Source organism: Epilithonimonas mollis, assembly GCF_900142325.1.
Taxonomy (GTDB): Bacteria; Bacteroidota; Bacteroidia; order Flavobacteriales; family Weeksellaceae; genus Epilithonimonas; species Epilithonimonas mollis.
In genome coordinates, this window is sequence record NZ_FRAM01000002.1 from 184191 (window position 1) to 199343 (window position 15153).

15 protein-coding genes are annotated in these 15153 nt (G+C 38.6%); 9 read left to right on the forward strand and 6 right to left on the reverse strand.

The annotated features are described in order from the left end of the window. Positions 1-3 precede the first annotated feature (3 nt). From BUA97_RS08290 to BUA97_RS08320, 8 genes are all read left to right on the forward strand, one after another. Positions 4-615 carry a hypothetical protein gene (locus tag BUA97_RS08290; RefSeq protein WP_072997397.1) on the forward strand — a complete coding sequence of 204 codons (612 nt, stop codon included), beginning with the start codon at positions 4-6 and terminating at the stop codon, positions 613-615. 387 nt (positions 616-1002) lie between these two features. Further along, positions 1003-2547 carry a hypothetical protein gene (locus BUA97_RS08295; protein ID WP_139258278.1) on the forward strand — a complete coding sequence of 515 codons (1545 nt, stop codon included), beginning with the start codon at positions 1003-1005 and terminating at the stop codon, positions 2545-2547. Further along, positions 2519-3535, forward strand: a complete 1017-nt coding sequence (locus tag BUA97_RS17005; RefSeq protein ID WP_139258280.1) for a hypothetical protein — start codon at positions 2519-2521, stop codon at positions 3533-3535. The genes BUA97_RS08295 and BUA97_RS17005 overlap by 29 nt, the downstream gene beginning before the upstream one ends. Before the next feature lie 88 nt (positions 3536-3623). After that, positions 3624-5624 (forward strand): T6SS phospholipase effector Tle1-like catalytic domain-containing protein, encoded by a 2001-nt coding sequence (locus BUA97_RS08305; protein ID WP_072997399.1) that lies wholly within the window; start codon positions 3624-3626, stop codon positions 5622-5624. Beyond that, the gene (locus tag BUA97_RS08310; RefSeq protein WP_072997400.1) at positions 5569-6606 is read left to right on the forward strand and encodes a DUF2931 family protein; all 1038 of its coding nucleotides are present in this window, start codon (positions 5569-5571) and stop codon (positions 6604-6606) included. Before BUA97_RS08305 ends, BUA97_RS08310 begins: the two co-directional genes overlap by 56 nt. 212 nt (positions 6607-6818) lie before the next feature. Continuing rightward, entirely contained in the window at positions 6819-7556 is a 738-nt protein-coding gene (locus BUA97_RS08315) for a hypothetical protein (RefSeq protein WP_072997401.1), read from the forward strand. Between the two features lie 132 nt (positions 7557-7688). Next, entirely contained in the window at positions 7689-7916 is a 228-nt protein-coding gene (locus tag BUA97_RS17010) for a hypothetical protein (protein ID WP_139258282.1), read from the forward strand. Between the two features lie 269 nt (positions 7917-8185). After that, complete coding sequence (locus tag BUA97_RS08320) at positions 8186-8866, forward strand: helix-turn-helix transcriptional regulator (protein ID WP_245795862.1); 681 nt, start codon at positions 8186-8188, stop codon at positions 8864-8866. Between the two features lie 23 nt (positions 8867-8889). Here BUA97_RS08320 and BUA97_RS08325 read toward each other — a convergent pair whose 3' ends face one another. The 5 genes from BUA97_RS08325 to BUA97_RS08345 form a co-directional block, all read right to left on the reverse strand. Further along, complete coding sequence (locus BUA97_RS08325; RefSeq protein ID WP_072997403.1) at positions 8890-9441, reverse strand: serine O-acetyltransferase; 552 nt, start codon at positions 9439-9441, stop codon at positions 8890-8892. Positions 9442-9450: 9 nt separating this feature from the next. Beyond that, complete coding sequence (locus BUA97_RS08330) at positions 9451-10599, reverse strand: glycosyltransferase (RefSeq protein WP_072998523.1); 1149 nt, start codon at positions 10597-10599, stop codon at positions 9451-9453. Between the two features lie 10 nt (positions 10600-10609). Then, the gene (locus BUA97_RS08335; protein WP_072997404.1) at positions 10610-11560 is read right to left on the reverse strand and encodes a 3-oxoacyl-ACP synthase III family protein; all 951 of its coding nucleotides are present in this window, start codon (positions 11558-11560) and stop codon (positions 10610-10612) included. 96 nt (positions 11561-11656) lie between these two features. Continuing rightward, complete coding sequence (locus BUA97_RS08340) at positions 11657-12217, reverse strand: acyltransferase (RefSeq protein WP_072997405.1); 561 nt, start codon at positions 12215-12217, stop codon at positions 11657-11659. 3 nt (positions 12218-12220) lie between these two features. Beyond that, positions 12221-13378 carry a glycosyltransferase gene (locus BUA97_RS08345; RefSeq protein WP_072997406.1) on the reverse strand — a complete coding sequence of 386 codons (1158 nt, stop codon included), beginning with the start codon at positions 13376-13378 and terminating at the stop codon, positions 12221-12223. A gap of 85 nt (positions 13379-13463) precedes the next feature. On the opposite strand from BUA97_RS08345, the gene BUA97_RS08350 reads away from it, so the two are divergent. Further along, positions 13464-14240, forward strand: coding sequence for a class I SAM-dependent methyltransferase (locus BUA97_RS08350; protein WP_072997407.1), 777 nt, complete (start codon positions 13464-13466; stop codon positions 14238-14240). A 29-nt stretch (positions 14241-14269) separates the two neighbouring features. On the opposite strand, the gene BUA97_RS08355 is transcribed toward BUA97_RS08350, so the two are convergent. Beyond that, a complete protein-coding gene (locus tag BUA97_RS08355) occupies positions 14270-15133 on the reverse strand; it encodes a glycosyltransferase family 2 protein (protein WP_072997408.1) in 864 nt (287 codons plus the stop codon). Between the last annotated feature and the right edge of the window lie 20 nt (positions 15134-15153).

Below are 15153 nucleotides of genomic sequence, written 5' to 3' on the forward strand. Positions count from 1 at the left end.
GTTATGAATGCAGTAGAACAATATGAAGCTAATAATGTATATTTCCCTATGAATTTGGATAATTGCAGTAACCTTGCAGGTTTGTTATTTTCAACTATTAACACGTCTATTTATAAAACCAAAATAGACTGGGGAGATGGTTCTACTACTGAAGGTACAACTAATTCATCTAAAATTTTTTCACCTTCATTTACAGGTAAAATGAAAATTTATGGAAACAGGTTAAAAATCAATAATATAAGATTTTCGTTAGGTATATCTTCTTATACAAATGATTTTCCAACAGGGTCTATAAAAAATATCGAATTAACACCTATTATTTTAGATTTTTTCCCTAATACTGAATATCTATATTTTCTGCATTATTGTTATGGGAATACAGATTCTAATGTTTTTAAAGGGAAAGTTACTGGAGAATGGGCTGTAAAGTGTGGAAGTAAGCTTAAAAATTTAGAATTAACTGCTTGCGATTACCCTAATTCAAATTCTACATTTAATTTTGATTTGATTCCTATTGACTCTGTTTTAGAAGTTCTAAAATTAGGCGATAATTATACATCAGGCTCATCAACCGTTATAGTTAGTGGTAATATCTCAAACCTCCCATCAACTTGAAGGTTTGTTTAATTGGTATAGATAAGGCTGGAACATCAAATAATATCTCAGGCATCATACCTAATACAATAGAAGAATTTCAAAGACCTGGTAGAAATACAATATCGGGAAATATAGGTAATTTATCAAATAATTTGAGATACCTAAGAGTTGAAGGTTCAAATACTATGACAGGTCTATAACACCGAAGCAGAAAAAAATGCAGCTTATGAACAATTAGAATTAGCAGAAGTACCAAAATTCGAATTTTCTTACAAAAACGAAATTAATTTCTCAGATCTAAAGACAAAACTGAGTTCGGAATCATTCAATCTTTTTGTAGAATTATTTGCAAACTACGATGCAGATGCAATTTCAGATAATATCAACGCAGATATTCCACAAGATTTGCAAATCATATCTGATACTGAGATTAAGATGTTTGGCGAGACGATTACATTATCTGATGATTATGTTTCTTATCAGGATATTTTCGAAAAAGTTAATGAAGAAGTTTCTACACAATCCAAAACGGTATTATCTACGGTAAAAATGCCAAAACAAGAGTATGTGAATCTAGGAGGTGCATTGGTTCCTGTTGCAAAATCGTCTACATCCGTTCCGTTTTCATACTCGCTTAATACATATTCCACCAGACTTTTATTTTTCAATCTTAATTGGTTACAATTTAGTTTTGAGGTAGAAAATGATTCTTGGTCTGTAGCTAAAGTAAAGTTTACAGCAACTACAACAACAGGAAGTCAGCTGGAACAGACTCATTTGCAAATTCCCGTGACGGATAATAAAGTGATTTTTCCCAACACTTTCCCTGATCAGTTCAAAAGTTTATCAGATTTAAAAATCGAAATTTATTTTGATAATGACAGAGAAGCAACATTAGATTTTCAAAGCATTGGTGGCATTGATTCGCGTTATGGTGTTTTTACTCTGAAACCTTTGGTGGGTAACAATTCAGGTAGCGGAATGGCTCCAAAACATTTCGGTGTTAAAAGATTAGGTATCGCAGATTATCTTAAAGTAGAACAATCCGTTCACGCTTATGTTCCTGGAGAAGTATCAAATATCGAGAATGTTATGGCAAGTGAGCTTAGACACAAGTCTTCCGTTTCCAGAGACTATTCAGAGATCACAGATACTACCTCAAAATCTCAGGAAACTGAACAAATTTCAGATACAACCAAAGCGACTAGAACTGACATGCAGACTGAAGTGGCAAAGGAGCTGGAGAAACAACAAAATTGGGAAGCTCATACAAGAATGTCGGGTAAGGCTTGGGGTTGGTCTGTAGAAGTTGGAGGTAGTTATGCCAATTCCACCGCACAGCATGATAGTACGAGACAAGCAGTTGCTAAATCTCAGGAATTAACAGAAAGAGCCATGGAGCGTGTTCTTACAAAAGTCTCAGAAGAAAGGATACAAAAAATTATCAGAGAACATACTGAGACCAATGTGCATGAGTTTGATAATCGTGGCAATAAAACGACTACAAATCCTGAAGAGGCAGTGCCACAACACATTACTGGAGTTTACAGATGGGTAGATAAGAAAATGAAAAACCAAATCTACAACTACGGCAAGCGTACAATGTTTGAATTTATGATTCCAGAGCCGGCACGTCTGCATAGATTGGCTCTTAAATCTGCTAAAAATGTATTGACTGCGCCTCAAGACCCTAGAAAACCACTGGATGACAAATGGAAAATGACAGATACCAATGTTGATGAAACAATTTTGAAACACAGGGCGGATGAATACGGTGTAACAATAGACGTAAATCCATATCAGGAAAAAGAGGTTTATTTTAATTTCGATGGTAACCAATCTAATTCTACACAGCTGCCAGATAATTTTATTGGTACAAAAGCGCACGTAAGAGTAGAGTACCAAGTTAAAAAATGGCACAATGGTGAAGTTCAAGCAGATAATTTTTAAAGGAGGTTTGAATTGGATTAGTTATTCAGGACAAGAATATGATGCTTTAGATTTATCATTAAGAGGTTCAGTAAGTGTTAATTACGTAATCGATGAAATTAAAACAATTAATTTTTGGATAACATTCTACTGTCAGACTGCACCTGAGATTATTACTGATTGGAAAAAAAAGAGTTTCGATGCCATCATTGCAAAATATGAGGAAGCGCTCAAAGCTTTTAGTGATGCGCAAACTGCAGCAGATGAAGCGGCGGCAGATGAAGAAGCAGCCAACAAAGAAAAGATGTCTACATACTATAGAGATATGGAAGCTGAAGTTCTTAAACACAACTGTATTGCTTATCTGCTGCAAAATAATGATTTGAAGTTAGGAAAAGGCTTGACCTTAGGCAACACAATGCAAAGCTTCGCAGTCAATTTTGGAGACGATTTGGATGCCTATACATCACTTGCCAAATTTATGGAGCAGGCTATGGAATGGAGTATTATGGACTATACATTCTATCCATACTATTGGGCAGACAGCAACAACTGGCAGGAGATGTATCTGTCATCAGACCTAGATCCTTTGTTTCGTAATTTCTTGCAGGCAGGTATGGCACGTGTTATTGTAACCGTTAAACCGGGTTTTGAGGATGCTGTTAACTTCTTTATGTCAACTGGTAGGATCTGGAATGGAGGCGAAGTTCCAGTGATTGGAGACCCAATGTATATGTCAATCGTAGAAGAACTAAGACAACCAACGGGTGTAGCTCAAGGTAAATACTGGATCACAAGAGTACCAACAGCTTTAACTATTCTTCAAGCCAAATCTGTTGGATTAGAAATGACGGATGCTCTGCCAATCTTCCCAGAGAACGATAATGGAGAGAATTGTGAGAATCCATTGGAGTTGGAGACTAAGAGTGCTTTTAAACCTGTAGATGCTGTAATGCAACATGGAGGAGATACAAGTACATTACCAAGTACAATCATTAAGCCTATTTAATTTTTAATAGAGAAGAAAGTGGTAAATCTTTTTTACCACTTTCTTTTTAATCTCGATTTCAAATATTAATTTTTAAAAATCTCACAAAATGAAAATAGGAAATATAGGAATAAAAAATCCTGCAGATATTGGTATCTCTGATATAGATGTTTATGGAACTAATGAAAAAAAATATGAAGCATTTGAAAGAACAGAAAAGGTAAAACTACGCATAGGCGTTTTCTTTGACGGCACAGGTAATAATAAGTTTAATTCTGATAGTGTTTACTACAATAAAAAGTACCATAAAGAATTATTAAAAGAAAATGATATAAAAAAAATTAAAGGCTTTAAAAGCTTTGTCATAGAATCTGGAAGTAGTTATTGGAACTCTTACTCCAATATCGTACTGCTGCACGATTTGTATGAAGAAAAGACAGATATAAAAAATAGTACTGATGGGAAGTTTCAAAGTCTCCAATTAAAAGTTTATATGCAGGGTATAGGGACATTAAAGGATGAAAAAGATGACATGTTAGGTTCTGGAATGGGAGAAGGACCAAGAGGGGTTATTGCGAGAGTAGAGCGGGCTTGTCAAGATATAGCGAATAAGATTGATGAGACACTAAAAGAAATTCATGCTTCCAAACCATTGGAAATTATTTCCATCCAGTTTGATGTATTTGGATTCAGCAGAGGTGCGGCAGCGGCAAGACATTTTAGTAATGAGGTGCTCAAATCTGGAAGGGACAAGAATCCTGGTAACGGAGGCGAGCGCAAACTTATAAATCTAAAACGTCCTTCGATGAAAAAGTATGTCAATGCAAAAGACCAGCTTCCTGAAATCAAGCTATACAATGCGAACGATTATAAAAAAGTGAAAGATAATACCAATGTGGTACAGCAGTTCAATGCTCCGGCCAGGAATGTTTTTACTGGAGGAATGTTGGGAGAGTTTCTTAGTAAAACAACTAAAAATAAAATCAATTATCCGAAATATAATGTTAGCGTAGAGTTTTTAGGGATTTTTGACACGGTTATTTCACAGATGCTGGAAAGAAAAGGAGTTATTGACTTGGCAAGAAATCCTATTACACAAGCTTTATCAGCTACATTGAGCCCTGTGATCAATCTGTTGACCAATGCTGTTGCGGAAATACCAAAAGTGAATACGAGTTTGTCCAATCCCAATATCCGTAAGATATTACATATCAAAGCCAAAGACGAATGGCGGGACAACTTCCCCATAACACCTCTTGGAGATATTGCAAGTACAACCTACGCAAAGGAGGTTACGGTGTTGGGTGCGCACTCGGATGTGGGAGGTGGCTACTGGCAAACCGAAAAAGAGCTGAACACCTTGCAGTTTTTTGATTTGGCAGTGGGGGCAGATGCTTCGGAAAAGCAAAAACTGGAAAAGCAGAAAGATTTATTGCGGAAATGGTATATAGACCAGAACTTAGGAAATGTTACGCAGTTGACCTGGAAAATCATGCACCACGTGAGAGCATACACCTTATCGGGAAGTATGGACGATGATTTGGAATCTCATATTAATAAATCTAAATACCTGCTTTTGGAGCCAGAGTTTATGGGGGATGATGTGTACAAAGTAAAAGACGGTTGGCATTATAAGTTACAAGGCTATCACCATAAGCTATTATCCGAACGCCCATTGGATAATAAACTATCATTAGCTTATATGAATGTAATGAAACAGATAGCCTTAAGCTACGCAGATGTACCTTTTAGAATTCCAGAAACTAAAACACAACATCCGGAGGAGTATATCTATTCTAAGGAAACGGAGATTAATATGAAGGCTTATCAAAATTTAATATTCGCTGCTACCGAACACGGATGGACGGATAAAGATGGTAAAATGGTTACGCATCCTGAGCTTGTGGATGAGAAGGGATATTATACCATTTCTAAGGAAACTAATAATTTTATTATGGGGACTTTTGTACATTTATCGGCAAATTTTAACTCCCCTTTGGTGGAGACATTAGACCACTATAACCTTGTTTATGCAAACGTTCCTCATTTCACAAATGAAAAAGAATATAAAAACCCGCCTTATAAAAGAGTTCCATACACTCCCACATAATCTTCTTCTGATTAGTCTTAGCTTGCTGTTATTTTCCTGCCAGAAGAAAAAGTACCCATGGCAGCCGGGTATTTCAGCACCTAGATATTATCCAGTTGCAGGGCATGTAGATTTTGGCAATGCTGGTAATGGCAGTAATACCTCTTTTGCAAATGGCTGGGGAGATCAATACGGAGGTGTAGTTTCAGGAAATCAACTCAAAGAAGTCCCTAAACAGGTGTATATAGATTACTATAGTGTTGTAGATGGGAAAGGATTTAGTGGAGAAGTCCTACTTCCACAGGAAAAGATTCTAGATTTATTTAGGGAATACCACATAAATGATAAGAATTCGGCAGATTTACTCGTCGGGATGGCTCCCGGAGGATGGATTCGAGTATGGTTTCAGGTTTCTGTAGGATTTGTTAATAAAGGAGGTAAGGTAATAATCATAGAAGTAGCAAAATCTAGACTGAGAAGCTATAAAGATGAAACTGTAGGAGTAGGATTAAAAACAAAGGATTTTAAAACATGGGGTAATACTTATACATACTGGCAACATCATGGTATTCCCTACTCAGCTTGGGCAGAAAATGAGAAAGAATATGATATTATTTTTGATTTTTATAAGCCCAATCATAGAAAGATAGGATTTAGTTATATCTCTGCAGATGGTACCATTTATCAGGTTGGACGGGAGAAGGCTCATCAAAAACTTCCTGTACAACTAGAACAGATTGCCTGGCAAGGTAAAAATAGGGAGGCTTATAATTGTAAAGTACCCTTTCCTAAGAATTTTAAAAAGTACATCGAGCAAAAAAAATTACAAAGGCTACATCTGCAGCTAGAAATAGAAAAAGATGATGAACACGCAATTATTTATCTCATTACAAACAATTCAAAAGAAAAAATAGTAAGGTTTAAAAACAAGACTATCACAGCAGAGGAAGACAAGAATATAGATTTTGATTACGCAAAAGAAGTAGAATATTTCATCCAATAATTTTCTCACTCATTTCCTATTAGCGCGAGCGTCTCACTCGTGCCCTTCAAAAAAGCAGTGATACACTCTCACTGCTTTTCTGTTTCCAATCATTGCAGCAAATATATTATGTTAAATAGAACTTTGTCAATAAAAATTTACAGTAAAACAATCTATTATTGAAAATAATTTTTACATTTGTCATAACAAACAATTAAAAAACACAAAATATTATGACACCAGTTTACGAAACAGGGCACGCAAAAAACGTCGCCAATTTCCAGGATCTCATCGCTTTCTGCCAAGGCTACGGAGATAAATACAACCCTTCCAAAAAAAGCCTTCAGATTCCACAACTGCAGCTCCTCTATCAGGAAGCACAAAGCAAGTTAGATGAGGCCAAAACACAAAAAACAGCTTTTGACAATGCCACCAACAGCAGGAGGAATACCTTCGCAGACCTCAGGCCTCTTTCCACCAGGATCATCAATGCACTGTCCGTCTCCGGTGCAGATACTTTGGCAATAGAAGATGCAAAATCCATCAACAAAAAGATACAGGGCACATCTTCCAAAAAACCAGCATCTGCAGAAACACCCACACCAACGCAGGGCACAGCCGCAGGGATTTCCACTTCCCAGCAATCCTACGATCGCTTGATCGATCATTTTACCAGCCTGATAGAATTACTAAACCAAAACGAATTCTATGCACCCAACGAGGATGATCTCAAGACCATAACCCTGCAGGCCAGGCTCACAGAACTGAAAACAGCAAACACAGAACTTATAAACGCCTTCACCGCCCATAGCAATGCCATGATCAGCAGAAACGAAACACTCTATCACAAACAGACAGGGCTCGTTCAGATTTCCAAAGAGGTCAAGCAATATGTAAAAAGCGTATTCGGAGCAGGCAGCCCACAATATGATCAGGTAAATGGTCTGGAGTTCAAAGTTCGTAGGAACTAGTATAAAACGACCGCCGTCTCTCTCAAAACGGCCATTGGCGGACATACTATTACCATTGGCAGTTCCAAAGTTACCCTTGGCGGCCATATTATTGGCGGTGGCAGCCATACTTTTACCTCTGGCGAACATACTATGAGCAATGTCTTTGACAAAACGACCTATGGCGACTATACTTTTACCCTTGGCGTTGACAATATTACCGATGGCGGAGATACTTCAGGCAATGGCAGTGTGACATCAGAACACAGCACGGATCCACATCCGTGCTTTATCATTTCTAATAAGCAAAACTTATCCACAAAAACAAAACACGACACCTTTTGTCGCATTAAGAATTTATATTTGTCTGTCAAAATTTAAAAACTGAATATCCCGGACCATCCATGAAAAAAGATTTCTATCTCACCAGGTATGCCCTCATTATCAAGAGGCTGGAGCGCTCACCAGCCACCTATCCGGAGATAGAATCCTACCTCCTCGGCTCCTTCGAGTTTCAGGATGCCAACATCACCGGTTACTCCATCCGCACCCTCCAGAGAGATATCAGAGACATCGCCAATCTTTTCAATTTTGACATCCATAACAAAAAAAAGGGAGACAACAGGTATTACATAGAAAGCCGCCCCGTCATGGAAGTGGACGAGTACAACCAGAGGCTGTTAGAATCTTTCCAGATCATGAACGCCGTCAACGCCCAGCCGGACTTTGCAGAGTTCATCCATCTGGAAAACCGGACACCACGCGGGATTCAGAACTTCTATGATCTGCTCTTCGCCATCCGGAACAAAAAAATACTCGAATTCCGGTACTTCAAATACAAAGACCAGACTACCACCTCCCGGAAAGTCCGCCCACTGGCGCTCAAAGAGTCCAAAGACCGCTGGTATCTCATAGCAAAAGATACAAAAGACGAAAAACTGAAGGCATTCGGCCTGGACAGGATCAGCGATTTGACAGTCACCAAAGCAGGCTTCCGCCAAGAACAGACCATCAACCTGAAAGAACATTTCAAAAACGCTTTCGGCATCATGAACCTGGAAGAAGAGCCGGAGAAGATTGTCATCAGATCAACCAAAGAGCAGGCAGAGTATCTGAAAAGCTCGCCGCTGCACCATTCCCAGAAGATCGAAAAGGAAACCGACAGCTCAGTGTATTTTGCCTATGACCTTTACCCCACCTATGATTTCATTCAGGAGATCCTCTCATTCGGCAACCAGGTAAAGGTCATGGAGCCGCAGATGCTCATCGGGAAAGTAAAAGAGATGCTCAAAAAATCAGTTCAGCAGTACGATGACCCTTCCGCAGAATAGGTATTTCAGCAATTTTTGCTAAGCTAAATTTTATTATTGATATAATGCTCGGTCGCATGAGCTCTCGGTGTGATAACCGCAGGGTTGCCGGTTACAACAGAATGATCGGGAACATCCGTAGTCACATAAGCATTAGGCGCAATCAAAACATCATCCCCGATGGTGATATTCCCGACAACAACAGCATTCGGGCCGATCCAGACTTCGTTCCCGATCACCGGAACACCTTCGTTCTTCCCGCGATTGGCTTGCGCGATAGTAACGCCCTGGGCAATGTTACAGTTCTTCCCGATTTTTGTTTTCGGATTGATCACCAGATGCCCCCAGTGTCCCAGGTAAAAACCCTCCCCGATCTGGGTTTCCGGATAGATCTGGAAGCCATATCTGATCTGGTAATGGCGTAGCAGAAGCTTGTAGAACAGTCCGGTAATTGGTTTTCTGTGATGCTTCTGAGCTTTTCGGAAAAGATAAATATAATGCAGATTGGGACTGAAGCACTTTCTCAGGATCTGAAAATAAGACAGATACTTTCCGCTTTCCCTGTAAAAATCTTTCTGTATAATCGAATGGCTCATCGGATAAATTTACAAATTATCAATGATTTCCATAATGGAATTGACAGAATTTTCCAAATCGAACGGCATTTTGTAACGGTTAAGATGCTCTTGAAAAGGAACAAAAGACCCCGGATTGGTAAGCGCCTGCTTCATCCCGTTATAGATGCCGTCTTCCGAATTATCAACGATGCATCCGAGTTTTCCGATTTCCAGCATCTCTTTCACACCGGAAACATCTGTGGCAATAATTTTCTTTTTCAGGGTGATGGCCTCGAACAGAACTGTTGGAAAACCTTCATACCTGGAGCTCAGGATATAGAAGTCCGCTTGTTTGAAATAAGGATAAGGATTATCCGTAAAACCGAGCATTGTAGCAGTTTCATCCAGACCCAGACTGGATTTCATGGTTTTGATATTTTCAAAATCATAGCCATCGCCGACAATGAGGATTTTATGTTGCAGCCCTTCATCCAAAAGTTGTTTGTGAACACGCAGCAGCCTGTCAAACCCTTTTTGAGGAAACACGGTTCCTACAGAAATAAAAGTCGGGACATGGCTGTCAAAATTATATTGGGTCACCGGTTTTTCCGCTTTTGTCAGTATCTCTTCAGTGTCCAGAGGATTGTAGATCCTTACAATTTTCTTTTTCTCCGCTTCGTTTTCTGCCAGCGACAGAAAAGTCTCCTGTATTTTTTCAGAGATCACCATCACCTTGTCATAGTTGAAAAAACGCCGGATCTTTTCTGGTGTATAACCGCTGACCTGTGTGAGGTCATTATGGATCCACATCAGTTTTTTGGAAGATTTCAGCGGGCTGTTCAGGATTTCATCCATAAAACCGTGGATGGCTGCAAACTCAATATCGTATAACTTGTTTTTGAGTTTTCTTTTGTAAAGGATTTTCGGATATTTTTTCAGCAGCAGCTGATAGACAACCCGGTAGATTTTTTTTGGTAAATCTTTTGGGCGGTTGGTGGTGATCATCTCTCCACGGTTCAGAAACATTACATTCACCCAGTCAGGAACATCCGCCAGGTATTTCCCGGAATAAAGATTCAGTAACAGATCGATTTCGTATTGGTCTTTGGGGAGGTTTTTGAGAAAAGTTATAAGAACTTTTTCTGCGCCCCCATGACGCAGAGATCCGATTCTGATAAGGATTTTTTTTTTCAAAATAGTTTCATTATTAAAATTCCAGGACCCCCGCACCCCAGGAATATCCGACCCCGAAACCCACTACCATCACTTTATTCCCTTTCTGTATGATGCTTTTATCCTGCGCCAGCTTCAATGCAATTGGTATACTGGCAGAAACAGTATTGCCGATATCCTTCATCTCCATAAAGAATTTTTCATCAGGAATATTGCAAAGATCTTTCAGATAATTCAGCATGTAGGAACTCGCCTGGTGAAATACGAAAAGATCGATGTCATCCATCCTGAGTCTGTTTTTTTCCAGAGTGTCATTAATCAGTGTAGGAATATTTTCTACTGCAAATGTAAATATTTTTGGACCTTTCATATACAGAACAGGTTTTTCTGCATTGTTTCTGGATGCGCCATTCTCAACTATCAGATTGCTGAAGCCGCTTCCGTCTGTCCCTACTGAGAATTGAAAGTCAGATTTCGCACTATCTTTTTCTACGATGGTAACAGCGGCGCCATCACCAAATATGGTCCTGTTGGATTTGTCTTCTTTATCGAGGAATTTGGAATAAGTTTCAGAAGTAACAAGCAGAATGTTTTGGGCAATTCCGGTTGCGATAAGACCTTTTGCAAGAGTCAGTCCATAAACAAAACCTGAACATCCCAGATTGAAATCCAAGGCGCCAACAGATTTGGAAAGCCCCAATTTGTCCTGAAGGATGCAGGCTGTGGTGGGAAGAAAATAATCCGGACTCTGTGTGCAGAAAAGAATAAAATCAATTTTATTTTTATCATAATTTCTGAAAAGCTTTTTACAGGCTTTATAAGCCATATCCAATGCCGTTTCGTCCTGCTCTGCAATATGTCTCGATTCGACACCGATTTTAGCTTTTATTTTTTCAGCGCTCCATTCGGGGAATTCTTTTGCTATATCATCATTTGTGAGAATGTTTCTGGGCAGATAGTATTCTATCGCTGCAATATTGATCATAATTCCTCGTCGTAAATTTGTGCAAAGATACTCATCCTGATATAAAATATTAGGCTGTGAATAGCTTTTGAAAGTTAAAAAACCTATAAAATTACACTACTTTATAGGTTTGTAGGTATGGGGTAGATTTGTTTTGATGAAATCATCCAGCGCCATTCTGTTCTTTTCGATCGACCTCGGATACATTACATTATTCTCCAGAGCTTTGTCACCATACTCGTCAATTGTGCAGATAAACCTTGCCGGAACGCCTGCGTAGACAGAGTTGTCCGGCATAGATGAGCTGAGAACGGATCCCGCTCCCAGGATGCAGTTGCTGCCCATCTGTGAACCGGGAAGAAAAATACAGTTGTTGCCGACGAAGCAGTTTTTCCCTATTTTGATTCTGCCGAAGTTTCGGGCATCGGCATATTTTTCCATGCTTCTGATCACATACATCGCGCCATCATGATTGATGAAAGAGCAACCTGCTGTAATCTTAGTCCCGTCCCCGATTTCTATCAAATAAGGTTCTGATCCGCAAGATGGTTTCTCTACAAAAATGACATTCTTGCCCACCTTCATTCCTCTGGATTTACAAACTTCTATATAAGCTTTTTTGTAAATATTTTTCAGGATGGTGTCAATTTTCAGGATAACTCTGTAGAGGAAAATCATGGGCTATTTTTGTGCTAATTTAATAATGATTTCTTCAACCGAATCAAAAATTTTCTGATTGTCAAATTGACTTTCAGAATTTTCCAGGCCCTTTTTTATTTGACTGACAAGATTCTCATTGATCATGAATTCTTTCATAGCATTATAAATTTCATCAGCATCATAGTCAATCAGGATTCCGTTTTTATTATGCGTTATCATTTCCGGGATGCCACCAACGGCAGTAGAAATAATCGGTTTCTGAAGAATCAGAGTGTCTGCGATAATAAGCGGCCAGCCTTCTGATTCTGATGGCATGATGAAAAAATCAGCATGTTTGACATAAGGATAAGGATTCAAAAGAGATCCTAGTAGTACAAAGGATTTTTCGACTTCTAGTTTCTCCGCAAGACGCTGCAGATTTTCTTTTTCTTCTCCGTCACCAATAATGATTATTTTATGAGGGAAACCATCCTTTATCAATCTGGCGTGTACTTCTATGAGTTTATGATATCCTTTTCTGGAATGCAGCCTGCCAACAGAAACAAAAACAGGATTCTCAGTTTCAAAATCAGGAATGTATTCTTCGGCTTTTAGCTTGATTTCATCGATGGGAATTGCATTCAGGATGACCTTATTATCGGGGATTTTCAATCCGGGATATGTTTCATTCAGAATATCGTTCGTCTGCTGGGATCCGAAAATGAAATAATCGAACTGTGGTATCTGATGCAGAATCTTCGGAACAGCCGGCTGTAGTTTTGGAAAGGTGATATCAGAATGAAACCAGCCAATCTTTTTGGAAGTTTTGTCAGGACTTGATAGCACGGCTTCAAAATCTGTATATGAGGAAGCAATTTCCACATCATATTTTTCGTCCAGATAAATCCGGTCTATTATCTTTGGGAATTGTTGCAATGATTTTATCCTGAGACCTCTCAACAGGAGCTGGATCTTATTTAAGAAAGGGTTTTTCGAGAAATCTTCCCTTCCTTTGTTGATCTTGATGTAACGGATATGAGCAGGGACTTTGTCGCGCAACTCCCCTTGATATAAACTGACCATTAAGGTGATATCAAATTTCTCTCTGTCAAGATTGTTCAGAAGACTGAGGATTACTTTTTCCACACCTCCCATTTCCATAGACCGGTGGCGGAAAAGAACTTTTATTTTTCGATGCATTTGCTTTTTTCAAAAAAAATTCAAAAAACAAAGATAAGTATTGTTTGCCCAAATCTTTTGCTATTTTTGTATCAAACATATCTGAATGAAAAAAATCTCTGAAATCATCTCGACATTCTTTGCTTATCTGAGACGTCCTGATCTCTATCCAGAACTGAGAAGAAAAATCTGGAAAAATATTTTTAACCGTTCATCCGCACTGCGTGGTAAAGAAGAAGCCGAAAAATGGTGCGCATCTTTGGCGGTTTCTGAGAAAGATTTTATAGAGAATGTATTGCAAATGCCTTTTGTTCCGTTCGAGAATATTTTTCCTCACGAATTTGCGTCTGCATTACAGGCTCAGGCAAAAGCACCTGTAAAAATGGGAGGTGCAGGTTCTCTCAGCGTTATTTATTATATCAATGAGTTTACAAATGCTCAAAACACAATAGAAACAGGCGTTGCTTATGGTTGGTCTTCTTTTGCCGCACTGGCATCTTTAGTTGACAGAAACGGAATCTTGTACAGTTCTGATATGCCATATATATTACAAAACCACAGTTCCGATTTTGTCGGCTGTGTGATACCGGAAAAATATAGAAAAAACTGGAGGCTTTTCCGTTTTGCGGATAAAGAATCACTCCCGAAAATCTTTGCTGAGCAATCTGTTTTTGATGTGATGCATTATGACAGTGATAAATCCTATGATGGAAGAATCTGGGCCTACAATATGCTGTTTGATAAAGTTAAAAAAGGTGGGGTCTTTATGAGTGACGACGTTGGAGATAATGCTGCATTCAAACATTTTTGTGAAGCGGGGAGTTTGAAACCGCATATTTTGGAATTCGATGGAAAATATGCCGGACTTATATTGAAAGATTGATAAAAAGGTGCTATCAATACTGCATCGGTCTACCAGGCAAGACAATTGATATGGACCAGAAAGTAAATAAAAATAAATAACGTCCATCTTAGTTTTCTTTTCAACCGTCTATATATGGTGTTTTGTTTACTGTAGATGAACTCCGGAAGATTTGTGATGTCAGATATTTCCTTGTTATACAGTCTGTTGATCTTTCTCCTTTCCAGCGTTTCAAGGATGACAGAGTGCCAGTTTCTGAACAGCTTCGCCTTCTTGCTTTTTGTCTGGGAGACACCATCCGTATGAAGGCGGTACAGGTATAATGGTTTTTTTACAAATTTAAAATCACCAGTTTCATAGAGTTTGAGATATAAGTCCTGATCAACAGCAGAAGTCAGTTCCGGATTGATACCGGACGTTTTTTGATAGGCACTTTTTCTGAAAGTAAAAAAATGATTGGCTTTTAGAAAAATATTAAAAAAATAAATATTGTTATTCCTGACCTGTTCGGATCCGGTAAATGTCTTTTCGATATTCATGCTTTTATCGCACATCATAAACTGAGAATAGACAGCAGAGATTTTATCAGTTTGATAATGCCTCAGAATTACTTCCAAAGCATCCGGCATGAGTGCATCATCTGAATCTACAAAACCCAATATATCGCCGCTAGATTCTTCTATGCATCTTCTTTTGGTAAATCCAACGCCGCAGTTTCGCTCATTCCGGAAGAGTTTTACAGATGTATCACCGGAAACGAGATCCTTCATTTTTTCAAATGATCCATCCGTAGAACAATCGTCAACAATGATAATTTCGTAATCCGTCAGGGTCTGTTTTTTCAAACTCGAATAACAGTCAACGAAATATTCAAAATTATTATAGAAAGCTACGAGGAGGGAAAATCTCGGCATATTGTTATGAATTGGATTAG

Coding starts and splice junctions, on each gene's coding strand:
- BUA97_RS08290 (WP_072997397.1), top strand. CDS start 4: ATGAATGCAGTAGAACAATATGAAGCTAATAATGTATATTTCCCTATG.
- BUA97_RS08350 (WP_072997407.1), top strand. CDS start 13,464: ATGAAAAAAATCTCTGAAATCATCTCGACATTCTTTGCTTATCTGAGA.
- BUA97_RS17010 (WP_139258282.1), top strand. CDS start 7,689: ATGAGCAATGTCTTTGACAAAACGACCTATGGCGACTATACTTTTACC.
- BUA97_RS08325 (WP_072997403.1), bottom strand. CDS start 9,441: ATGAGCCATTCGATTATACAGAAAGATTTTTACAGGGAAAGCGGAAAG.
- BUA97_RS08310 (WP_072997400.1), top strand. CDS start 5,569: ATGAAAAAGAATATAAAAACCCGCCTTATAAAAGAGTTCCATACACTC.
- BUA97_RS08320 (WP_245795862.1), top strand. CDS start 8,186: ATGGAAGTGGACGAGTACAACCAGAGGCTGTTAGAATCTTTCCAGATC.
- BUA97_RS08335 (WP_072997404.1), bottom strand. CDS start 11,560: ATGATCAATATTGCAGCGATAGAATACTATCTGCCCAGAAACATTCTC.
- BUA97_RS08315 (WP_072997401.1), top strand. CDS start 6,819: ATGACACCAGTTTACGAAACAGGGCACGCAAAAAACGTCGCCAATTTC.
- BUA97_RS08345 (WP_072997406.1), bottom strand. CDS start 13,378: ATGCATCGAAAAATAAAAGTTCTTTTCCGCCACCGGTCTATGGAAATG.
- BUA97_RS08340 (WP_072997405.1), bottom strand. CDS start 12,217: ATGATTTTCCTCTACAGAGTTATCCTGAAAATTGACACCATCCTGAAA.
- BUA97_RS08355 (WP_072997408.1), bottom strand. CDS start 15,133: ATGCCGAGATTTTCCCTCCTCGTAGCTTTCTATAATAATTTTGAATAT.
- BUA97_RS17005 (WP_139258280.1), top strand. CDS start 2,519: ATGGTGAAGTTCAAGCAGATAATTTTTAAAGGAGGTTTGAATTGGATT.
- BUA97_RS08305 (WP_072997399.1), top strand. CDS start 3,624: ATGAAAATAGGAAATATAGGAATAAAAAATCCTGCAGATATTGGTATC.